21 protein-coding genes are annotated in these 20,354 nt (G+C 68.4%); 10 read left to right on the top strand and 11 right to left on the bottom strand.

Going from position 1 to position 20,354, the window contains the following annotated elements:
- Window positions 1-23 precede the first annotated feature (23 nt).
- On the bottom strand, window positions 24-1,547 hold the full coding sequence (locus NY1_RS28970) for a flavin-containing monooxygenase (RefSeq protein WP_067720167.1): 1,524 nt from the start codon (window positions 1,545-1,547) through the stop codon (window positions 24-26).
- 69 nt (window positions 1,548-1,616) lie between these two features.
- Here NY1_RS28970 and NY1_RS28965 point away from each other — a divergent pair, with 69 nt between their 5' ends.
- Together NY1_RS28965 and NY1_RS28960 are read left to right on the top strand one after the other, a co-directional pair.
- Window positions 1,617-2,258 carry a TetR/AcrR family transcriptional regulator gene (locus tag NY1_RS28965; RefSeq protein WP_067720165.1) on the top strand — a complete coding sequence of 214 codons (642 nt, stop codon included), beginning with the start codon at window positions 1,617-1,619 and terminating at the stop codon, window positions 2,256-2,258.
- Between the two features lie 40 nt (window positions 2,259-2,298).
- Window positions 2,299-2,982, top strand: a complete 684-nt coding sequence (locus tag NY1_RS28960) for a phosphoribosylanthranilate isomerase (RefSeq protein WP_084535532.1) — start codon at window positions 2,299-2,301, stop codon at window positions 2,980-2,982.
- Here the strand turns inward: NY1_RS28960 and NY1_RS28955 are convergent.
- The 3 genes from NY1_RS28955 to NY1_RS28945 all read right to left on the bottom strand — a co-directional run bounded on the left by NY1_RS28955 (window position 2,894) and on the right by NY1_RS28945 (window position 6,151).
- Window positions 2,894-3,802 (bottom strand): DMT family transporter, encoded by a 909-nt coding sequence (locus tag NY1_RS28955; protein ID WP_067720163.1) that lies wholly within the window; start codon window positions 3,800-3,802, stop codon window positions 2,894-2,896. The two genes, NY1_RS28960 and NY1_RS28955, sit on opposite strands and share 89 nt — an antisense overlap.
- Entirely contained in the window at window positions 3,799-5,115 is a 1,317-nt protein-coding gene (locus NY1_RS28950) for a prenyltransferase/squalene oxidase repeat-containing protein (RefSeq protein WP_067720161.1), read from the bottom strand. The genes NY1_RS28955 and NY1_RS28950 overlap by 4 nt, the downstream gene beginning before the upstream one ends.
- A gap of 130 nt (window positions 5,116-5,245) precedes the next feature.
- Complete coding sequence (locus NY1_RS28945) at window positions 5,246-6,151, bottom strand: glycine betaine ABC transporter substrate-binding protein (RefSeq protein WP_169815416.1); 906 nt, start codon at window positions 6,149-6,151, stop codon at window positions 5,246-5,248.
- 290 nt (window positions 6,152-6,441) lie between these two features.
- On the opposite strand from NY1_RS28945, the gene NY1_RS28940 reads away from it, so the two are divergent.
- The 5 genes from NY1_RS28940 (at window position 6,442) to NY1_RS28920 (ending at window position 10,390) form a co-directional block, all read left to right on the top strand.
- The gene (locus NY1_RS28940; RefSeq protein WP_067720157.1) at window positions 6,442-7,335 is read left to right on the top strand and encodes an ABC transporter substrate-binding protein; all 894 of its coding nucleotides are present in this window, start codon (window positions 6,442-6,444) and stop codon (window positions 7,333-7,335) included.
- A gap of 10 nt (window positions 7,336-7,345) precedes the next feature.
- Window positions 7,346-8,497 (top strand): ABC transporter ATP-binding protein, encoded by a 1,152-nt coding sequence (locus tag NY1_RS28935; RefSeq protein WP_067720155.1) that lies wholly within the window; start codon window positions 7,346-7,348, stop codon window positions 8,495-8,497.
- On the top strand, window positions 8,494-9,150 hold the full coding sequence (locus NY1_RS28930; protein WP_067720153.1) for an ABC transporter permease: 657 nt from the start codon (window positions 8,494-8,496) through the stop codon (window positions 9,148-9,150). Before NY1_RS28935 ends, NY1_RS28930 begins: the two co-directional genes overlap by 4 nt.
- Window positions 9,147-9,854 (top strand): ABC transporter permease, encoded by a 708-nt coding sequence (locus NY1_RS28925; protein ID WP_067720151.1) that lies wholly within the window; start codon window positions 9,147-9,149, stop codon window positions 9,852-9,854. The genes NY1_RS28930 and NY1_RS28925 overlap by 4 nt, the downstream gene beginning before the upstream one ends.
- A gap of 113 nt (window positions 9,855-9,967) precedes the next feature.
- Window positions 9,968-10,390 carry a CBS domain-containing protein gene (locus NY1_RS28920; RefSeq protein WP_233434541.1) on the top strand — a complete coding sequence of 141 codons (423 nt, stop codon included), beginning with the start codon at window positions 9,968-9,970 and terminating at the stop codon, window positions 10,388-10,390.
- Between the two features lie 91 nt (window positions 10,391-10,481).
- Here NY1_RS28920 and NY1_RS28915 read toward each other — a convergent pair whose 3' ends face one another.
- The 4 genes from NY1_RS28915 to NY1_RS28900 form a co-directional block, all read right to left on the bottom strand.
- Window positions 10,482-11,702, bottom strand: a complete 1,221-nt coding sequence (locus NY1_RS28915) for an NAD(P)-dependent malic enzyme (protein WP_408639241.1) — start codon at window positions 11,700-11,702, stop codon at window positions 10,482-10,484.
- A gap of 517 nt (window positions 11,703-12,219) precedes the next feature.
- Entirely contained in the window at window positions 12,220-13,968 is a 1,749-nt protein-coding gene (locus NY1_RS42230) for an FAD-dependent oxidoreductase (protein ID WP_084535527.1), read from the bottom strand.
- Between the two features lie 51 nt (window positions 13,969-14,019).
- A complete protein-coding gene (locus NY1_RS28905) occupies window positions 14,020-14,286 on the bottom strand; it encodes a hypothetical protein (RefSeq protein ID WP_067720149.1) in 267 nt (88 codons plus the stop codon).
- Window positions 14,283-15,137, bottom strand: a complete 855-nt coding sequence (locus tag NY1_RS28900; RefSeq protein ID WP_067720148.1) for a PHP domain-containing protein — start codon at window positions 15,135-15,137, stop codon at window positions 14,283-14,285. The genes NY1_RS28905 and NY1_RS28900 overlap by 4 nt, the downstream gene beginning before the upstream one ends.
- A gap of 71 nt (window positions 15,138-15,208) precedes the next feature.
- Here NY1_RS28900 and corA point away from each other — a divergent pair, with 71 nt between their 5' ends.
- Window positions 15,209-16,291 carry a magnesium/cobalt transporter CorA gene (corA, locus tag NY1_RS28895; RefSeq protein WP_084535525.1) on the top strand — a complete coding sequence of 361 codons (1,083 nt, stop codon included), beginning with the start codon at window positions 15,209-15,211 and terminating at the stop codon, window positions 16,289-16,291.
- Window positions 16,292-16,297: 6 nt separating this feature from the next.
- Here the strand turns inward: corA and NY1_RS28890 are convergent, their stop codons facing one another.
- From NY1_RS28890 to NY1_RS28880, 3 genes are read right to left on the bottom strand one after another with little or no spacing between them, the layout of a single operon-like run.
- Complete coding sequence (locus NY1_RS28890; protein WP_084535523.1) at window positions 16,298-16,873, bottom strand: suppressor of fused domain protein; 576 nt, start codon at window positions 16,871-16,873, stop codon at window positions 16,298-16,300.
- Between the two features lie 4 nt (window positions 16,874-16,877).
- Entirely contained in the window at window positions 16,878-17,372 is a 495-nt protein-coding gene (locus tag NY1_RS28885; protein ID WP_067720146.1) for a YflT domain-containing protein, read from the bottom strand.
- A 12-nt stretch (window positions 17,373-17,384) separates the two neighbouring features.
- Complete coding sequence (locus NY1_RS28880) at window positions 17,385-18,341, bottom strand: HpcH/HpaI aldolase/citrate lyase family protein (RefSeq protein ID WP_067720145.1); 957 nt, start codon at window positions 18,339-18,341, stop codon at window positions 17,385-17,387.
- 94 nt (window positions 18,342-18,435) lie between these two features.
- On the opposite strand from NY1_RS28880, the gene NY1_RS28875 reads away from it, so the two are divergent.
- The gene (locus tag NY1_RS28875) at window positions 18,436-19,761 is read left to right on the top strand and encodes a magnesium transporter MgtE N-terminal domain-containing protein (protein ID WP_067720143.1); all 1,326 of its coding nucleotides are present in this window, start codon (window positions 18,436-18,438) and stop codon (window positions 19,759-19,761) included.
- Entirely contained in the window at window positions 19,758-20,345 is a 588-nt protein-coding gene (locus NY1_RS28870) for a DUF1003 domain-containing protein (RefSeq protein WP_067720141.1), read from the top strand. The genes NY1_RS28875 and NY1_RS28870 overlap by 4 nt, the downstream gene beginning before the upstream one ends.
- Window positions 20,346-20,354 lie beyond the last annotated feature (9 nt).

Below are 20,354 nucleotides of genomic sequence, written 5' to 3'. Positions count from 1 at the left end.
CACTTTCGGTTGTCGAGGATGGCTTAGACGGCTTGCGCGACGGGCGCGGCGGAGGTGGTCTCGTACGCCGCCACGTCGAACTTCTCCAGCAGGCTACGGAATCGGAAGGTGAAGTCCGGCCACAGCGTGGTGTTGTTGCCGTGCTTGTCGAGGTACCAGGAGGCGCAGCCGCCGGTGCTCCACACCGCGCCCTCGAGCTTGCGCTGGAGTTCGGCGTTGTACTCGTCCTGCACGTCCTTGCGGACCTCGACGGTGCGCAGCTTCAGCTTGTCGAACTGCGCGACGGCGTCGGCGATGTAGTTGATCTGCGATTCGATCATGTACACCATCGAGGTGTGGCCCAGGCCGACGTTCGGGCCGAGCATGAAGAACAGGTTCGGGTAGTTGTGGATGGCCGAGCCCTTGTAGCCCTGCTGGCCGATGGCGTCGAAGACCTCGGCGAGGGTGCGGCCGTCCTTGCCCGAAACCGTGTCGTAGGCAGGCGAATCCGTGACGTGGAAGCCGGTCGCCACGATGATGGCGTCGATCTCGCGCTCGGTGCCGTCCTTGGTGACGATGGAGCCGGCCTTGATCTCCTGGATGCCGTCGGTCACCAGCTCGACATTGTCGCGGCCCAGCGCCGGGTAGTACTCGTTGGAGATCAGCATGCGCTTGCAGCCGATCCGGAAGTCCGGGGTGACCTTCTTGCGCAGTTCCGGATCCCGCACTTCGGCGAAAATCTTTGCCCGGGCGATGGTTTCGAAGATGCGCATGGCGGGCGGGAACTTGGCCAGGCCCACCACCTGGGTCTCGCGGGCGGCGTAGATGGCGGCACGGGACAGCGCCTGCACGCCCGGGATGTGCTTGAACGCGAAGCGTTCCGGGGCCAGGTAGGGGCGGTCCATGCGCGGCAGCAGCCACGGCGCGGTGCGCTGGTAGACGTCCAGGTGCGCGACCTTGCCCGCGATGGCCGGGACGATCTGGATGGCGGAGGCGCCGGTGCCGATGACGGCGACGCGCTTGCCGTCCAGCTGCGAGTCGTGGTTCCAGCGGGCGGAGTGGAAGATCTCGCCCTGGAAGTCGTTGATGCCCTTGATATCCGGCAGGTTCGGCTCACACAGCGCGCCGATGGCCGAGACCACGATATCGGCGGTGAAGGGGCCCTGCGAGGTCTGGATCTCCCAGCGCGCCGCGGCGTCGTTCCACTGCGCGCCGGTCATCTCGCAGTCGAAGATGTGCTTGTCGCGCACGCCGTACTTGTCGGCGACGCCCTGGATGTAGCGCTGGATCTCCGGCTGCTTGGAGAACGAGCGCGACCACTCCGGATTGAGCGCGAAGGAATACGAGTACAGCTGCGACGGCACATCGCAGGCCGCGCCCGGGTAGGTGTTGTCCCGCCAGGTGCCGCCGACATCATTGCCGCGCTCGAGCACCAGGAAGTCGTCACGCCCCTGCTGACTCAGCCGGATGGCGAGCCCCAGCCCGGAGAATCCGCTGCCGACGATGATCACGTGCGCATGCCGGGCTTCCCGGTTGCCGACAGCTTTGTCTGTAACCTTGCGACTCATGTACCTAACCCTAGGTGCTTATTGAGTAGGAGTCAACAGTATTGACTCGCGTTCAGTAGGATAGGCCACGTGAGCAAGGAACGCAGCACCACCAGCGCCGACACCGGGACCAAACGCACCCGCTTGAGCCCCGAGGAACGCCGCCGCCAGCTCATCGCCCTGGGCGTGGAAATGCTCCGGGGCCGTTCCCTGGAAGACGTGTCCATCACCGAGATAGCGGATCAGGCCGGCATCTCCCGCGGCCTGCTCTTCCACTACTTCCCCACCAAACAGGACTTCCACCTGGCGATCATCCAGCACGCCAACGCCGAACTCCTGGAACGCACCGCCCCCGCCCCCGACCTGGACCTCTACGCCAAACTCCGCGACTCCATCGAACGCTACGTCGACTACGTAACCGAGAACCGCACCTCCTACCTGGCCCTGCTGCGCGGCCCCGCCAGCGCCAGCCCCGAACTCACCGCCATGGTCGACGCCCACCGCAACGCCCAGGTCAACCGCATCCTCACCGAATCCCCCATCCCCGTGGACGACACCGACCTCCCCCGCCTCACCCTCGCCGTCCGAGGCTGGATCGCCTTCGTCGAAGAAACCACCCTCACCTGGCTCCGCGAAGCCCCCATCACCCGAGAAACCCTCATAGACATGCTCGTAGACTCCCTCACCGCCCTGACCCTGAACCCCCTCCTGGCCACCGCCCTGCGCCCCTGATCGCGGGTGCCGCGCGGTCGCGCCCGACTAGGATGGATGCGTGACGGTGCGCGCGAAGATCTGTGGAATCCGCTCCGAGTCCGACCTGCGCATCGCGGTGGCGGCGGGCGCCGATGCGGTCGGATTCATCTGCGGGGTAACGCATTTCAGTGAGGACGCGCTGGACGAGTCGGTCGCGCAGCAGCTTTCGGCGCTGGTACCGCCATTCGTCAACCGGGTGCTCGTCACGCATCTGGAAGACGCCGAGGCCATTACGAGCCTGGCCGCCCGGATCAATGCCGACACCATTCAGGTGCACGGCCTCGTCACCCCCGAAACCGTGCGCCGCGTCCGGGAATCGGCCGGGGGGCGGACGATCGTCAAGGCGGTGCACGTCACCGGATCGGATGCGATCGAATCCGCGCGGGCGGCCGCCGCGGATTGCGATGCGGTACTGCTGGATTCCCGGACTGCCAGCCGCCTCGGCGGCACCGGCAAGACGCACGACTGGTCCATCAGTGCCGCCATCGTGCGTGCGCTCGCCGAACTCGGCCGCCCGGTGATCCTGGCGGGCGGCCTGAACGCCGGCAATGTCGCCGACGCCATCGCCGCAGTGCGGCCGTTCGCCGTCGATGTGAACAGCGGGGTCGAGACCGTCAACGGCGATAAGGATCCGAAGTCGTGTGCGCGGTTCGTCGCGGCGGCCCATCAGAGTTCGGAGTCGATCGAACTTCCAGCCCGATAGCCAGCAGCACCAGCGCCCCCGCCCCGAGTACAGCCGGGGTGAGCTGACTTCCGGTCACCGCCGCGCCCACGATCGACGCGCTGACCGCCTCGTTCAATCCGACGATGCCCGCGGTCGGCGCGTCGACGGTACGCAGCGCCCACCAGTAGCAGACGAAACCGGGGCCCAGAAAGCCCGCGCCGATGGCGATCAGCGCCAGGCTCGCGGGCCCTTCGGGTGGTGCGATGAGCAGCAACGGCAGACCGAGAACCGCGGCGGTCGCCAATTGCAGTCCGGCCGAGGCCACCGAACCGCGACCCCGCGACGCGCCCGCCACCACGGTGATCAAAGCCGCGACACACGCTGCGCTGCTTAGGGATAGCGCGCAGCCCAGCAGCACGCCGGTGCTCGACAGCGTGCCCGGATGCCGGCCCGACACCAGCAGAATCGCCATCGCCACCAGCGAAAGCTCCACTGCGACAGCGAAACTGAAGGACCTGCGCCGGGTTGCCAGCCGGGCGACGATGAGCAGCACCGGCGCGGACAGATGCAGGGCCACCATCATCGGCAATGGGCCGATGCGCAACGCGGCCATGTAGAGCGCGAGATTGACCGCTTCCAGCACGCCCAAGCGCAGGTACAGCGACCAGTCGTCACGGAAGATCCGCCAGGGCCGGTCACCCCGCAGCACTGCCACACCGAGTACCGCTGTCGCACCCCCCGCCGCCACCAGCGCCGCCGAGGTGAACCCGGTGCGCGCCACCGCGGCGATGAGGGCGCTCGATATCCCCCACAGGCTGGTGCCCGCCAGCAGCAGCCCGATGGACCGGTAGCCGGTCACGCCAGCAGGAACGACACGATCGGCAGCGCCAGCGCGGTGTAGCCCGCGAAGACGGCCGCGGCGATCCCCCGCTTCGACGCGGCCGGGAATCTCGTCGTCACCGCGGCCAGCGTGCCCAGGGCGAGGAACAGCATGCCCCAGACCACCAGGGCCCGGCTGCCGATCTTGCCCAGCTCGTCGCCGAAACCGATCGCCAGCATGGCGATGGTCAAACCGGCCGCCCCGCCCAGCCCGAACGATGCCGCGCCGGCCAGGCTGTTCATCACCACCGCGCGCCCGCGCAGGGAAACCACCCGCTGCGCGTCGGCGTGATGCCGGCCCTGTTCCTGGCAGATCATGTCGAAAATCCGTGCCGGATTGACGTTCTCGTTCACCACCTGACGGGCGCCGAGCATCGCCTCCAGCGCCTGGGTGGTGGCGAAGGAGGTGACGAAGCCTTCGGGCGAAGTCCGGAATCCGCCCCGGTGCGTCCGCAGCGGCCCGGTTTCCTGCAGGTCCAGCAGCTGTGTCAGGGCGTTCCGTACTGCCGGATCGAAGATCGTCTTCGGTTCCGCCGTCAGCAGCGCCCCGACGGTCAGATGCAGCGCCAGGTGCCGCCAGGTATCGGCGAAATCGCCCCGGCGGAACGGTTCCTCCTCGATCTGCGGATCCCCATTGCCGAGACCCGCGAGCAGCCGTTGCACCGCCAGATCCCGCGCCCGCTCGACCCGGCGGCCGCCCACCGCCGCGATCTCCGGCCGGGCGAGGGCGGTCGCGACATGCGCACTCGCGTACAGCGGCTGCACTCGCGGATCCTGATCGAGCATCGACTCGACCAGGAATCCGGTGCCGCGCAGCACCGTTCGCGCCACGTTCTCGTCGGACGCCGCGAGCGGCGCCAGGGCCTGGATCGCATTGGCGGTCGAGGTGATCGATACCGGTCCCACCCGATCCGACAGCCGCCAGCCGCCGGTGCCGGCATCGGCCTCGGCGATCAGCGCGTCCCGCCCCGCGACGACATCCGGATCCGTCTCCGGCGCACCGAGACAGTGCAGCGCCCGCAGCCGCCAGGACAGATCGATCGGGGTCCGGAAAGCCCACTCGCCGCGTTCGTCCCGTTGAATGACCGGCTGCCGCACCAGCGCGGAAACCTCGTCCACCCGCGGGACCGGGCGCCCCGCCCGGGCCAGCGCGCACACCACCTCGGCCGTATTCTGCGGATTGGGCGGCACATCCGAGACCCAGCCCCACCCGGCTCCGCCCCGGCCGTCGGGCAGCTGGCTGCGCTGGAACCATTCGACGGCATCGCCGATACGTTCGTCCAGATTGGACACGTTCCCTCCCCTGCACGCCGCCCCGCAGCGATCGGCGCCCCCGGAGCGTTATCGACACCCTACCCGCAGCGCCCCCGCCGATTCATCGAAAGGCACTGCGATACAACAACTTGACGCGAGCGTGGAGTGATCAGAGGGCGTGGGCGTCGAGCCAGGTGCGGGCTACCGAGGAGGGGAGGGCGTGGTTGTCTCGGATTTGGTGGATCATGTCGGCGAGTTCGGTGGTGGTGAGTTCGCCGGAGACGTAGTTCAACTTGCGGAGTTGATCGGTGGAGAGGGTGTTCTTGCGGAGCAGGGCGAGGATGTTCGCGGTGCGGAAGGCGTAGTCGGGGTCGGTGATCGGGGTCAGGTCCGCCGCGCCTTCGGAGAGGAAGGCGGGTGGGCCGGAGAAGACGGCGAGTTGAATTTCGTGGGTCAGGAGGGCTTTTCGGAGGTCGGCGTCGGTGGGGTAGGTGATGGGCTGGGGGAGGTCGCAGTGGTAGACGGTGCGCAGGGGGGTGAGGACGTCGGGTTGGGGGGCGAGGGGGGCGCGCATGGGGTCGAGGGCGGGGCCGGTGGCTATGCCGACGGTGAGGTCGGGGCAGTGGGGGGCCAGATCTTTCAGGGTGGTGGGGAATTCGGGGGTGCGGGTGGCGGCTATAGCGAGGGTGGGGCGCAGGTCGGTGGCGTCGGCGGGGTCGGAGACGGTGAGGCCTTCGGGGAGGGCCGCGGACAGGGCGGAGGTGACGGCGTCGGGTTTGCGGGCCTGGGCGGTGGAGTCCAGGGCGGTCAGCAGGTCGCCGTTGACGTCGGCGGTCACCGCGATGGTGTTCGAATCGAGTGCGGCGAGTAGGGCTTTGCGGTCACCCAGGCCGGGGTCGACGGCGGTGCGGGCGCCGGTGCGGGACAGGGCCTGGGCGTAGATCTCGGCGAGCAGGCCGGATTGCACGGAATCACCCGCGCCGATGGTGAGTACCGGGCGGGTGTCGGAGCTGCCGCAGGCCGCGGCGGTGAGGGCCACGGTCAGGAGCAGGACGGCGGTACGCAGCGAGGGCACGGGCAATAGTTTGCCCTCCCGAAGCCACGGAAACCGGAGCGGGGCACGCACGAAATCCGCGAAACGGACACGGGGAAGGCAGCGGGGCGGAGCCGGACCAGGCAAGATGGACACCCTGGACGGCCCCGGTTCGATCAAGTCACCGGCCGGCGACCGCCACCCGAACTGCCCGGGACGTCGGAAGGACAGCAGTGAAGTCCCTGCTCAGCAAGCGTGGCCGCGGTAGCGGACTACGCCCAGCCCTCAAAGTCGCACAGGTACTCGCCGCCGCGGTCGCCCTTGCCGCCGCCATGGCCTTGTCGGCCTGCGGTGATTCCGATCCGCTCGCCGGCGGGAAAGGCAGCTGTGACACCGACACCAACCAGCTCACGGTCGGGTCGGCCAACTTCCCGGAATCCGAGACCGTGGCCAACGTGTACGCGGAAGCGTTGCGCGCCAACGGCTTCACAATCGACACCAAGCTGAATATCGGCAGCCGGGAAGCCTACGTGCCCGCGCTGCGGCAGTGCTCCATCGCGCTGGTCCCCGACTACACCGGCAACCTGCTGCAATACCTGGACAAGAACGCCACCGCCGCCTCGGCCACGGACGTCAACGCCGCGCTCACCGCCGCCCTCGGCGATCAGCTCGCCATCGGGACGCCCGCCCCGGGTGAGGATTCCGACGCCGTCGTCGTCACCCGCGCCACCGCGGACCGCTGGAACCTGAAGACCATCGCCGATCTGGCCGCGCATTCGGCCGAGGTGAAGTTCGCCGCGCCCGCCGAATTCCAGGAACGGCCGGGCGGCCTGCCCGGCTTGAAGAAGAACTACAACCTGGACATCTCCAGCGGCAATTTCGTGCCGATCGCCGACGGCGGCGGCCCCGCCACCGTGCGCGCGCTGGTCGAAGGCCAGGTGACCGCGGCCGATATCTTCACCACCTCCCCCGCCATCGCCGCCAACAACCTGGTGGTGCTGGAGGATCCGAAGCACAACTTCCCGGCGCAGAACGTGGTGCCGCTGTTCAACACCGCCAAGAAGAGCGACAAACTGCTCACCGTGCTGAACGCCGTCTCGGCGAAACTCACCACCGCGCAGCTCATCTCGCTCAATACCGCGGTCTCGGGCAGCAGCAAGACCGAACCGGCCGCCGCCGCCAAGAACTGGGTCGCCGCGCAGGGGCTCGACAAGCCGATCGGATAGGAGAAACCCGGTGTCCGATATCGAGTTCAGCGGCGTCACCAAGACCTATCCGGATGGCACCACCGCGGTGGAGCACCTGGATCTGCGCATCGAATCCGGTTCCTTCACCGTGTTCGTCGGCCCGTCCGGCTGCGGTAAGACCACCTCGATGCGCATGATCAACCGGATGATCACCCCGACCTCCGGGACGATCACCGTTGCCGGACAGGATATTTCGAAGGTCGATCCGGTCAAGCTGCGACTCGGTATCGGATACGTGATCCAGAACGCGGGCCTGCTGCCGCATCGCACCGTCGTGGACAATGTGGCGACGGTGCCGATGCTGAAGGGCGCGCGCCGCAAGGAAGCCCGCAGGGCGGCGCTGGAGGTGCTGGACCGGGTCGGCCTGGATCGCGGTCTGGCGGAACGATATCCGGCGCAATTGTCCGGCGGGCAGCAGCAGCGCGTGGGCGTGGCACGAGCACTGGCCGCCGACCCGCCCGTGCTGCTGATGGACGAGCCGTTCAGCGCCGTCGACCCGGTGGTGCGGGCCGAACTGCAAACCGAAATGCTCCGGCTGCAAGCGGAATTGCGCAAGACCATCGTCTTCGTCACCCACGATATCGACGAGGCGGTGGCGCTCGGGGAACGCATCGCGGTGTTCGGGCCGGGCGGGCGGCTGCAGCAGTACGACACCCCGCAGAACGTGCTGGCCCAGCCCGCCAGCGATTTCGTCGCCGGATTCGTCGGCCGCGATCGCGGCTACCGGGCGCTGTCGTTCCGGACCGCCGATCAGGTGCCGCTGCACGAGATCGTCACCGCCATCGCCGGCGAAATCGATTCGCTGCGACTGGAACTCGGGCAGTGGGTGCTGATCGTGGACGAGGCCCGGCATCCGTTCGGATGGATCGACGTCACCGGCGTCGAAGGCCATCGCGCCGGAAAACCCCTGCACGACAGCATGGCCGCCGGCGGTTCGCTCTTCCCGCCCGGCGGCGATCTGCGCCTGGCCCTGGACGCCGCCGTCTCCTCACCCTCGGGAATCGGGGTGGCCGTGGACGATTCGGGCGCGGTGCGCGGCGGCGTGCTCGCCGGTGACGTGCTGGAAGTACTGGCCCGCCAGCGCGCCGGCGAGGACAACCAGCGCAACCTGCACTTCTTCGAGGAAGAAGCCCGCGAGTGAGGTACCTCCTCGACAATTTCGGTGAGATAGCGGGTTTCACCCGCACCCACCTGGTGCTCGCGCTGCTGCCGCTGCTCATCGGTCTGGCCATCGCGATTCCGGTGGGCGCGCTCACCCACCGGCTGCCCTGGCTGCGGCGGGCCACGGTCACGATTTCCGGTATCGCGTACACGATTCCGTCGCTGGCGCTGTTCGTCATCATCCCGCCGCTGCTCGGTATCTCCACCATCGATCCGCTGAATGTGGTGATCGCGCTGACCATCTACTCGGTGGCGCTGCTGGTGGTGGCGGTCCCGGCCGCCCTGGACGCGGTGCCCGCCACCGTGCTGGACGCCGCGGACGCCATCGGATACACCCGGTTGCGCCGGGCGCTCACCGTCGAATTCCCGCTCGCCCTACCGGTTTTCATCGCGAACCTGCGCGTGGTGGCGGTCACCAATATCTCCGCGGTCACCGTCGGCGCGCTGATCGGCGTCGGCGGGCTCGGCAAACTGTTCACCCAGGGCTATCAGCGCGACTATCCCGACGAGATCATCGCGGGCATCATCGTGGTGCTGGTGCTCGCGCTCGTCATCGACCGGCTGCTGTACCTGCTGGGCCGGCTGGCCACGCCGTGGCTGCGCACCGCCGAGGCGAAAGGCCCTGCGGCATGAACCTTTTCCTGGATGCCTGGGAGTATCTGACCACCGGCTCGAACTGGTCCGGCGACACCGGGATCGGCATGCGCATCGCGCAGCATCTCTGGTACAGCTTCCTGACCGTGGCGCTGTCGGTGGTGATCGCGGTGCCGATCGGCATGATCATCGGGCACACCCGCAGGGGTTCGGCGCTGGTGGTCGGCTTCGCCAATGCCATGCGCGCGCTGCCCACCCTGGGCCTGCTCACCTTCTTCGTGCTGCTCATGGGACTCGGGCTGATCCCGCCGCTGCTGGCGCTGCTCACCGTCGGAATTCCGCCGCTGCTGGCGGGCGCGTACGCCGGGGTGGCGAATGTGGATCCGACCGTGGTGGACGCGTCGCGCGCGATGGGCATGACCGAAACCCAGATCCTGCTGCGCGTCGAACTGCCCAATTCGCTGCCGATCCTGTTGAGCGGCCTGCGCGCCGCGACCCTGCAGGTGGTCGCGACCGCCACCATCGCGGCCTACGTGAACTTGGGCGGGCTGGGACGCTACATCTTCGACGGCATCGGGCTCTACAAATACGACCGGGTATTGGTCGGCGCGATCCTGGTGGCGGCGCTGGCGCTGCTGCTCGACGGTCTGCTCGCCTTCGTGGTGTGGGCCAGCGCGCCCGGCGTGCGGCGCTGGCGCCGTCCCGGCGAACTCACCGCCCGCCCGGTGGTCACCGCAGACTGACGCGGCACGGTCCCGGCCGGTGGGCGTCACATTTGAAACACTCGCATTGACCACCGCCTGTGATCGGGGTCACGATGTTGCGTGGCAAACCCATCCGAATCAGGAGGTTGCAAGTGAAGGCTCGCGACATCATGCACCGGAGTGCGGAATGTATCCCGGCGGACGAGACCCTGGACCGCGCGGCCCAGATGATGCGCAATATGGATGTCGGCGCACTCCCCATCTGCAATGGTGACCAGCTCATCGGCATGCTCACCGATCGCGACATCGTCATTCGATGCATCGCCGAAGGACACGATCCGAGCCGGGTGCGGGCCGGTGATCTCGCTCAGGGCCGGGTCTGGTCGGTCGATATGGACACCGACGTCAGCGAGGTGCTCGACGTCATGGAGAAGAACCAGATCAAGCGGATGCCGGTGCTGGATATGCGCAAGGGCAATCAGCTCATGGGCATGATCTGCGAATCCGATCTGGCCAAGAACATCAGCGACGCGCAACTGGCCGAATTCGTCTCGGCCGTGGCGACGCCGCACTGAGCCCGGCCGGAGGCGAATCACGCCAGCGAAAAGGCCCCGTCCAGTAGGACGGGGCCCCTCGTTGTTCGCTTGTCGCGCAGCGACGGTCAGCTCACGCCACGCCCTCGGCGCGGGCGGCCGCACCCACGGCCTCGGCCACGGCCGGGGCGACGCGCGGGTCCAGCGGGCTGGGGATGATCTTGTCCACGGCCAGCTCGTTCGCCACCACACCGAAGATGGCGTCGGCGGCGGCGACCTTCATGCCCTCGGTGATGCGGCGCGCGCCGACGTCCAGCGCGCCCTTGAACACGCCGGGGAAGGCGAGCACGTTGTTGATCTGGTTCGGGAAGTCCGAGCGACCGGTCGCCACGATGGCCGCGTACTTGGCCGCCACCTCGGGGTGGATCTCCGGGTTCGGGTTGGACATGGCGAACACGATCGACTCCGGCGCCATCGAGGCGATGAGCTCCTCGGGAATGGTGCCCGCCGACAGGCCCAGGAACACGTCCGCGCCCGCGAGCGCCTCGGCCGGGCCGCCGGTGATATTGCGCGGGTTGCTGCGCTTGGCCAGATCCGCCTTGACGTCGTTCAGGTCGGTGCGGTCCTGCGACACGATGCCCTTGGAGTCGAGCACGATGATGTCCGGCACGCCCGCGGCGAGCAGGATCTCGGTGCACGCCACACCGGCCGCGCCCGCACCCGACACCACGACCTTGAGGGCCGACATATCCCGATTCTGCAGGGCCGCAGCGCCCTTCAGCGCCGCCAGCACCACGATGGCGGTGCCGTGCTGGTCGTCGTGCATGACCGGGCAGTCCAGGGCCTCGATGACGCGCTTCTCGATCTCGAAGCAGCGCGGCGCGGAGATGTCCTCCAGGTTGACCGCGCCGAAGCTCGGGCGCAGGCGGATCAGGGTCTCGACGATCGCGTCCGGATCCTTGGTGTCGAGCACCAGCGGGATGGAGTCGAGTCCGGCGAACTTCTTGAACAGGGCCGCCTTGCCCTCCATCACCGGCAGCGAGGCGCGCGGGCCGATATCGCCCAGGCCCAGCACGGCGGTGCCGTCGGAGACGACCACGACGAGGCGCTCGGCCCAGGTGTAGGTCTTGGCGAGGGATTCGTCCTCGGCGATGCCGAGGCACACCTTCGCCACGCCCGGGGTGTAGGCGATGGAAAGGTCGCGCTGGGTTTCCAGCGGCGCGGTGAGTTCGACCGAGAGCTTGCCGCCCAAATGACCGGCGAAAATTTCTTCCGTGGTGATGTCGGCCAAATTCCCGGCGGCGGGCGCGGGGGTGGCCTGGGTGGCATTCACTGCTTCAGTCACGGGTGACACGATTTCACTCCTGCTCGATGCGGACTCAACCGTTTGACGGTTACCGTTCGGTAATAGGTAATTGGGTTCTTGTGCTCAAAAGGGAAGTGCGCGGATCACTTCCCGACAAGCCGTTGCGGACGGAACCTTGCCACTGGATCGGGGCAAGCACCGGTAAGTATTACGGCTTAACGGAAGCGTGTCGCGGCACAATCGTCGAGCGAACCGGACGGGTGGGTCCGGGCGATGCCGGGGTGATCCCGGAAGAACCCGCGAGTTTGCGGATCGTGATCACCGAGTCTCCCGGGCCGGGCGGTGGCTGCGGCCGGGGGTCGACACATTCTGCCAGGAGCCGCGACGACGTGCCAAATCGGCCTCACGGCCCGTCGCGGTAGTTCGTCATCACCGAAGAGTAGGAGACCCGGATCACCCCCGGGTTAAGGGAAACTCCCACGTCGGAACCCGATCGCGGAGAAGTGTCACAACGGCGTCGCATACCGTGCGGTGAGGAGTCACGAATCGGTCGCGGACCCGGAAGTCAAGCCGGAGTCGCTTCCGGGACGGCATGGTCGAAACCGGTGGCGTCGAGGCGTTCGGGGCGGACCCAGACGTCGCCGACGCCGCCGGAGAGCAGACGGACGCGCCAGTCGTTGCCCGCGCCGGGATGATCGGTGCGGCGGTGCATGCCGCGGGTTTCGGTGCGGGCCAGGGCGGAGTACTTGGTCCAGCGGGCCACGGCCAGCAGCGCGGCGGCCTGGCGGGCGCGCAGCCGGGCCGCGCCCGCGCCGCCGAGGTCGAATTCCGCTCCCGGCCACATACCGTCGAGTTCGGCGATGCTGTCGCGCAGGCTGCCGTCGCTGCGCCAGTAGGAGCGGCGCAGCGGCAGGGTGTGCTCCTGCACCAGGCCGACGATGGCGCGGGGGTCGATGCGGGCCTTGTCGCCGAGGCCCGCGCCCCGCACCGGGCGGGTCTTGCCGAGGCGGCGGCGGGTGGCGGCGAAACGGGCCGCGGCGGCGCCGGACCAGACTCCGGACGAGATCGCCCAGGCGCCGTTCTGACCGCCGAAACCGCTGACCGCGCCGGTGATCGGCTCGCGGGTGGTGACGTCCCCGGCGCCGTAGAGGCCCGGGATCGTGGTGGCGCAATCGGGTCCGGCCAGGCGCAGGCCGCCGGTGCCGCGCACGGTGCCTTCCAGCACGGCGCGCAGCGGGACCCGCCCGGACCAGTTGGCGCCGCCCTGCTGCACGAGTTCCGCGCGCAACGGCGCGGGCAGGTCGTCGAAGGCCGCGTACACCCGGCGGCCGTCGGCGATGGCGGTGAAAACCTGTGCGCGCGAGCCGCATCCGTGCCCGAACAGCACTTCCCGCGATTCGTCGTAGAGCGTCGCGAAATGCATCAGCTGCCCGGGGGCGAACGGCGCCGAGCCGCCGGCCCAGGCGTCGCGGCCGTGCTCGGCCATCACCCCGTCGGCATCGCGGCCGCGCGGGCCCCCGCCGCCGTGGGTCCACCCGGCCAGCCCCTGCTCGGCCATCGACCCGCCCGAACCCGCACGCGCGGCAGCGGTATCGCAGCGCCGGTCGGTCCGGGCCGGGGCCGCGCCGAAGGCCGGGACCAGGGAATACGCATTGGAGAATTCCATGCCGGACAGGTCGGCTCCGGCCTCCGCTCCCATGAGCAGGCCCTCGCCGGTGTTCACGTCGGTGCCCGCGCCGCCGGACAGGAAGGCGCAGCCGCCGGTGGCGAGGACCACGGCCTTGGCGCGCGCGGTCCAGGGGTGGCATTCGCGCAGACCGCCGGAATGCGGCGGATAGGCGATGCCGGCCGCCCCGGAGACGGTGCCGTCGGAGTCGGCGAGCAGTTGCAGGACGGGGTGGTGGTCGAGAATCCGCACCCCGGCGATGACCAGGCTGCGCCGCATCCGGCCGAGATAGCGGGCCCCGTCCAGGTAGATCCGCGCGGGCCGGGCGGCGTGCTCGCCCTGGAAGCGGAAGCCGCCCTGCACCAGTTGCGCGACACGCCGGTGGGTCTCGTCCAGCACCCGGTACATCCATTCCGGATCGCCCAGGCCGCCGCCGTGCGCGTAGTTCTGTGCCACGGCCGCGTCGCGGGAACGGCCGGGCGGGATGTTCCAGAGCGTGACCCCGCCGCGCGCGGTGGGTCCGCTGGCGCCGCAGCGGGCCTTGTCGACCACGATCACCCGAGCTCCGGCGGCAGCGGCCGCCAGGGCGGCCCAAGTCCCCGCGGGACCACCACCCAGCACCAGCACATCGGCGTCGAATTCGGTCATATCGACAAATGTTCGTGGACAGTTCAACTGCCCGCAACCGTTATGCGTATTTCAATTCCACCACTGTGTCCACAGCAGATATCCGGCTACGACGAAAACAACCATAGAACCGGAAAAAGCGGCGAAACCCTGACGCCGATCAGTGAAAATCTGTGCCGCCAAAGCCAATAGCGCGCCCGTCACATGCCAGGCCACCGAGGAGGCTCCGGGGCCCGGAAAACCACGCCGAGCACCGATGATCGCGGCGCCGACGACCACCGCCGCCAGCACCACCACCCCACCCGTCACGACTCCGCTCAGACCCCGGAGCACCTTCATGCGGTGATCACCGGCACCCCGGTGGCTTTGCCCACGATTTCCTCGAATTGCGTTGGGTCGGTGGTGAATTCACCGAGACGAATGGTTTTGTTCGCACCGTGATAGTCGGACGAACCGGTCGTTACCAGACCGAGTTCGGCGGCCAGGCCGCGAAGAATCTCGCGATCCTCGGCGCTGTGATCGATGTGGTCGATCTCCAGCCCGCCCAGCCCCAGCGACGCCAGCTCCCGGATGTGGTCGAGCGCGAGCAGCCGCCCGCGCTTGCGCGCCCGCGGATGCGCCACCACCGACACGCCGCCGGCCGCCGCGACCATCTCCACCGCGCGCTGCAACGGCGTGTCGGCCTTCTCGACGTAGTACCGGCCGTGCGGGGCGAGCAGATCCTCGAAAGCCGCGTCCACCGTCGGGACCACCCCGGCGTTCACCAGCGCCCGCGCCAGGTGCGGACGGCCCGCCGACGGACCGGCGGAAGCCATCACCTCGTCCGGATCGACCGGGAGCCCGTCGGCGGCCATGTGCTCGGCGATGGCGCGCAAGCGCACGATGCGCTCGGCGCGCAGGCGTTCCCGCTCCTGCGCGAAGCATTCGTCGGCAGGATCGAAGAGGTAGGCCAGCAGGTGCACCGGCACCGGCCAGCCGTCCTCGCCATTGCCCACACACGACATCTCCATGCCGCGCACCAGGGTCAGCCCCGGCGGTAGCGCCTCGACCGCCTCGGCCCACCCGGAGGTGGTGTCGTGATCGGTGAGCGCCACCACGTCGAGTCCGGCGGCAGCCGCCTTGCCGATCAGCTGCGCCGGGGTGTCGGTGCCGTCGGAGGCGTTGGAATGGGTGTGGAGATCGATACGCACAGGGTCTATCTTGCCTGCGCGATCGCGGAGGTCCCGGGCGGCCGGTCGGTGCGCGGCTAGCATCGTCAGACGTGTCTTCGATTCCGCCGCTGCCGTCCTTCCACTGGCCCGGGCGCTCCGGCGAGCCGCCGGGCAAGCACCCGAAGCCGAAAGTGCCCGCCGACAAGATCATCGACTGCGCGCTCTACCTCGACGGGCACCGGCAGCAGGAGCACTGCACCTATCGGCAGGCGCTGACCGAGGTGCGGGCGCAGGGCAACGGCTTCGTCTGGCTCGGCCTGCTGGAACCCGGCGATGCCCTGATGGCCGATGTGGCAAAGACTTTCGGCCTGCACCAGCTGGCGGTGGAGGACGCGGTCACCGCGCATCAGCGGCCGAAACTGGAGCGCTACGACGATGTGCTGTTCCTGGTGCTGCGCACGGTGCAGTATCACGAGCACGAGCTCAATACGCTCAGCGAGATCGTGGACACCGGCGAGATCATGGTGTTCCTCGGACCGGATTTCGTGATCACGGTGCGGCACGGCGATCACACCGGATTGGCCGGGGTGCGTGGCCGATTGGAGGCCGATTCGGCGCAGTTGAAGCTGGGGCCGGGCGCGGTGCTGCACGCGGTGGCCGACCATGTCGTCGACTCCTATATCGAGGTCACCCAGGCCATGGAGGACGATGTCGCGGCGATGGAGGAGGAAGTCTTCACGCCCGGCAGCAAGATCGTCATCGAGGCGGTCTACCAGCTCAAGCGCGAAGTCGTGGAATTGCGCCGGGCGGTGAAGCCCTTGGCGCTGCCGCTGCAACTGCTCGCCCACGATTCGGCCATGCCGATTCCCAAGGAGATCCGGCGCTATATGCGCGATGTGGCCGATCACCACATGCAGGTGACCGAGCAGATCACCGATTTCGACGAATCGCTGAGCGCGTTGATCAATGCCGCGCTGGCGAAGGTGAGCGTCCAGCAGAACACCGATATGCGCAAGATCTCCGCCTACGCGGCCATGGCGGCGGTGCCGACCATGATCGCGGGCGTGTACGGCATGAATTTCGACCACATGCCGGAATTGCGATGGACTTTCGGCTATCCGGCCGTGATCGCGCTCATGGTGCTGCTGTGCGCCGCGTTGTACGCGAACTTCCACCGCAACAACTGGTTGTGAACCCGTTCAGAGGGTCGCGGCGCCCCGATCCGGGTCGCGCACATCGATTTTCGCTTCCGCCCAGGCATCTCGCAGGGCCGAGGCGCCGCGAATTCGCACCCACGCCGCCTCGGTCGCGGTGATGGGCGTGACCGTCAGAAACTGCACGGGCTCAGCGGGTTCCGGCAAATCCACCGCCGGAATCTCACTCTCACCCAGCAGGGCGGCGGTGAAAGAAGCGTTGGCCCACAACGGTTCCCCGAGATCGAGCAGCGCATCGGGTTGCAGCACAACGCCTTCCACGGACGGCGCGGCGACCAGCACGCCGAGCGACCGGGTCAGTCCCGCGCCCGCGCCCACTCCCCCGCGCAGGCTCAGCACCAGTTCCGCGCGCGGCCCGCGCACCGGATCCGCCAGCGCCGCCGCCGGATCCGTCATGGGGTGGCGCGAACCGCCCACCGTCACGTAGTGCACCACCTCGTCGCCCGGGATCCGCAGGATCTCGATGGGCTCCAGGCCCAGGAAGGTCACCGAGGCCGAATCGGCCGAGTCCACTCCGAAATAGCCGAGCGTCGCGGCCCGGACCTTGTCCAGCACATCCATCGAACTAGATCGCCAGCCGGGCGATCAGGTCACGCGCCTGCTCGGCGACCTTCGGGTCGCACAGCACGTCGTAACGGCCGGCCACCAGTTGCATGGTGGAAGCGAAGTCGCGCTGCCCGCGGGTGGCGGCGTACGGGATGGTGGTGGAGATGACGCCGAACACGATGCCGCCGACCAGGCCCACCACCAGCGGGCCGAACACGTGCCCGCCGGTGCCGAACAGGCTCAGCAGCAGGCCGATGAACAGGCCCAGCCAGGCGCCCGAAACAATGCCCCCGCCAATGACTTTCCCCCAGGTCAGCCGGTAGAGCACGCGCTCCACCTGCATGAGGTCGACACCGACGATGGTCACGTTCTCGACCGGGAAGGCATTGTCGGCCAGATAGTCGACGGCCCGTTGCGCCTCGGCGTAGGTCGGGTACGAGCCGACCGGCCACCCCGACGGCGGCGTGGGCAGGCCCGGACGGTTCCGGCTCGAGTTCCCCAAGGGATTCGTCATGACTCCATCATGCTATTTCGCATCGTCGGACGGGGGCACGAAACGCGTGGTTCGCGTCATTCCGGCCGCCCGTCCTTTATCGGCTATGACCTGCGCCATTTTCGCGCTGGCCTCATCGATCATCTCATCTCCGAGCATGACCGCGCCGCGCGCGCCGCCGTCGGCCGAGGTGTGGAAGGCATAGGCGTCCAGGATCTCCTCCGCGCGGTCGTAATCGGCCTGGCGCGGGCTGAAGATCTCGTTGCAGGCGGCGACCTGGTCCGGATGCAGCACCCATTTGCCGTCGAAGCCGAGCGCGGCGGTGCGAGATGCGTTGCGGCGGAAGCCATCCACATCGCGCACCGCCAGGTACGGGCCGTCGATGGCCTGCAAACCGTGCGCCCGCGCGGCGAGCAGAATCGTCATGTAGATGTGGTGGTAGGCGTCGCCGGGCTCGTAGCCCTCGGGCTGTTCGCCGACCACCAGCGTGCGCATATTGATGCTCGCCATGAAGTCCGCGGGCCCGAAGACGAGGGTCTGCACGCGCGGCGAGGCGGTGGCGATGGCGTCGATATTGCGCAAGCCGAGCGCGTTCTCGATCTGCGGCTCGATCCCGATCCGCCCGACCTGAAGGCCGTGTGTCTTCTCCAGCTGCGTCAGCAGCAGATCCAGCGCCTGCACCTGCCCGGCGTCGGTCACCTTGGGCAGCAGGATGGCGTCGATATTCGCGCCCGCGCCCTCCACCACCGAGATCACATCGCGATAGGTCCACGCCGTGGTCCAGTCGTTGACCCGGACCACCCGGATCTTGCCTTCCCAGCCCGGCTGGTTCAGCGCGGCCACGATATTGGCGCGCGCCGCTTCCTTGGCCGCCGGCGCGACCGCGTCCTCCAGATCCAGGAACACCTCGTCGGCCGCCAGGCCCTTGGCCTTCTCGATCATGCGCGGATTGCTGCCGGGGACGGCGAGCACCGATCGGCGGGATGTCATGGATCACTCCTTCGCTCTGCCAACAGGGCAAAGAACAGTTCGCGCTCGTGGCGCGGACAATTCGGGCAGTCGGTTACCACTAGCCTTGACAACCATGGCAGCGACGAAGGTTTTCGCCGCCCGGCTGGCGGGCCTGGTGGTGCTGGGACCGGACGGGGAGTCTATAGGCCGCATTCGCGACCTGGTGATCTCCATCCGCTATGACCGGCAGCAACCGAGGGTGCTCGGGCTGCTCGTCGAACTGCCCACGCGGAAGCGGATTTTCATGCCGATGCTGCGGGTGACCTCGGTCGAGCCGGGTTCGGTGACCCTGACCACCGGCACCATCAGCGTGCGGCGGTTCCAGCAACGACCGGGTGAAATGCTGGGCATCGCACAGCTGCTCGACTCCACCGTGCGCGTCGACGATCCGGAGCTGCCGCAGCTGCAGGACGTGGACGTGGTGGTGGTCGATCTCGGTATCGAGCAGACCCGCACCCGCGACTGGGTGGTGTCCCGGGTGGCGGTGCGCGAACGGCGGCGCCTCGGCGTGGGTTTCGGGCGGCGCGGCGCGGTGCACGTGGTGGACTGGGCGCAGATCCGCGGGCTCACCCAGACCGAGCTGAACCTGCCCGGGCAGGACGTCACCCAGCTGCTCACCCAGTTCGAGGGCATGCGCCCGGCCGACGTCGCGCATCTGCTGCGCGATCTGCCGCGCAAGCGCCGCATCGAGGTGGCGGCGGCCTTCGACGACGAGCGCCTGGCCGACGTGGTGCAGGAGCTGCCGGAGAACGATCAGGTGGAGCTGCTCGAACAGCTCGGCGTGGAGCGCGCCGCCGACCTGCTGGAGGCGATGGATCCCGACGACGCGGCCGACCTGCTGGGCGAGCTGCCCGCGGGCGAGGCGGAATCGCTGCTGGCGCTGATGGATCCGGAGGATTCCGAACCGGTGCGCCGGCTGCTCGAGCACGCGCCCTACACCGCCGGTGGTCTGATGACGCCGCGCGCGGTGGTGCTCACCCCGGCCACCACGGTCGCCGAGGCGCTGGCCCGGATCCGGAATCCGGAGCTGACGCCCGCGCTGGCCTCGATGGCGTTCGTGGTGCGCCCGCCGACCGCGACACCGACCGGTCGCTATCTCGGCTGCGTGCACTTCCAGCAACTACTGCGCGAACCCCCGGCGAACCTGGTGGGCGGCATTGTCGACGCCGACCTGGTGCAGCTGCGCCCGGACGCCCCGCTGACCGCCGTCACCCGCTATTTCGCCACCTACAACCTGGTCTGCGGACCCGTGGTGGACGACGAGAACCACCTGCTCGGCGCCGTCACCGTCGACGATGTGCTCGATCACCTGCTCCCCGAGGACTGGCGCGAGCAAGATGAAGACAATCACGACGTACACGGGCTGCCCGTGATCGACGGGACCGGAGGCCGCCCATGACCGATCGCATGGACAAACTGACCGCCCGGCAGCGCCTGGAAACACCCGTCGAGAGCCGATTCCGCGGATTCGACTGGGACGCCGAGGCGCTGGCCCGTTCCAGCGAGAACGTGGCGCGCTTCCTGGGCACCGGGCGCTATCTCGCCATCCAGACCATCGTGGTGATCGTCTGGATTCTGCTGAACGTCTTCGCGGTCTCGCTGCGCTGGGATCCGTACCCGTTCATCCTGCTCAACCTGGCTTTCTCCACCCAGGCCGCCTATGCCGCGCCGCTCATCCTGCTGGCCCAGAACCGGCAGGACAATCGCGACCGGGTGGCCCTGGAGGAGGACCGCACCCGCGCCGCGCAGACCAAGGCCGACACCGAATTCCTGGCGCGCGAGCTCGCCGCGCTGCGACTCGCCGTAGGTGAGGTCGCGACACGCGACTATCTGCGGCGAGAACTGGAAGATGTAAAGGAAACACTGGTCAGGCTGGAAAAATTGGCCTCAGACGACGAGGTCACGCGGGTGAAAAAGGCCAAGAAGAGTACCGATCGAAAGAGGTCCGAGGTACCGATTTCGCCGCGAAAAGATGGCGAGTAACCGCACAAG

The sequence above is a fragment of the Nocardia yamanashiensis NBRC 100130 genome, assembly GCF_001613325.1.
GTDB lineage: Bacteria > Actinomycetota > Actinomycetes > Mycobacteriales > Mycobacteriaceae > Nocardia > Nocardia yamanashiensis.
The sequence above is the reverse complement of the archived record's forward strand: the minus strand, read 5'-3'. Positions and strand labels throughout refer to the sequence as shown.

Excerpts from the sequence above, each read along its gene's own strand:
- NY1_RS28970 (WP_067720167.1), bottom strand. The coding sequence starts at position 1,547 with ATGAGTCGCAAGGTTACAGACAAAGCTGTCGGCAACCGGGAAGCCCGG.
- NY1_RS28940 (WP_067720157.1), top strand. The coding sequence starts at position 6,442 with ATGGCCTTGTCGGCCTGCGGTGATTCCGATCCGCTCGCCGGCGGGAAA.
- NY1_RS28925 (WP_067720151.1), top strand. The coding sequence starts at position 9,147 with ATGAACCTTTTCCTGGATGCCTGGGAGTATCTGACCACCGGCTCGAAC.
- NY1_RS42230 (WP_084535527.1), bottom strand. The coding sequence starts at position 13,968 with ATGACCGAATTCGACGCCGATGTGCTGGTGCTGGGTGGTGGTCCCGCG.
- NY1_RS28905 (WP_067720149.1), bottom strand. The coding sequence starts at position 14,286 with ATGAAGGTGCTCCGGGGTCTGAGCGGAGTCGTGACGGGTGGGGTGGTG.
- NY1_RS28890 (WP_084535523.1), bottom strand. The coding sequence starts at position 16,873 with ATGGATGTGCTGGACAAGGTCCGGGCCGCGACGCTCGGCTATTTCGGA.
- NY1_RS28885 (WP_067720146.1), bottom strand. The coding sequence starts at position 17,372 with ATGACGAATCCCTTGGGGAACTCGAGCCGGAACCGTCCGGGCCTGCCC.
- NY1_RS28880 (WP_067720145.1), bottom strand. The coding sequence starts at position 18,341 with ATGACATCCCGCCGATCGGTGCTCGCCGTCCCCGGCAGCAATCCGCGC.
- NY1_RS28875 (WP_067720143.1), top strand. The coding sequence starts at position 18,436 with ATGGCAGCGACGAAGGTTTTCGCCGCCCGGCTGGCGGGCCTGGTGGTG.
- NY1_RS28870 (WP_067720141.1), top strand. The coding sequence starts at position 19,758 with ATGACCGATCGCATGGACAAACTGACCGCCCGGCAGCGCCTGGAAACA.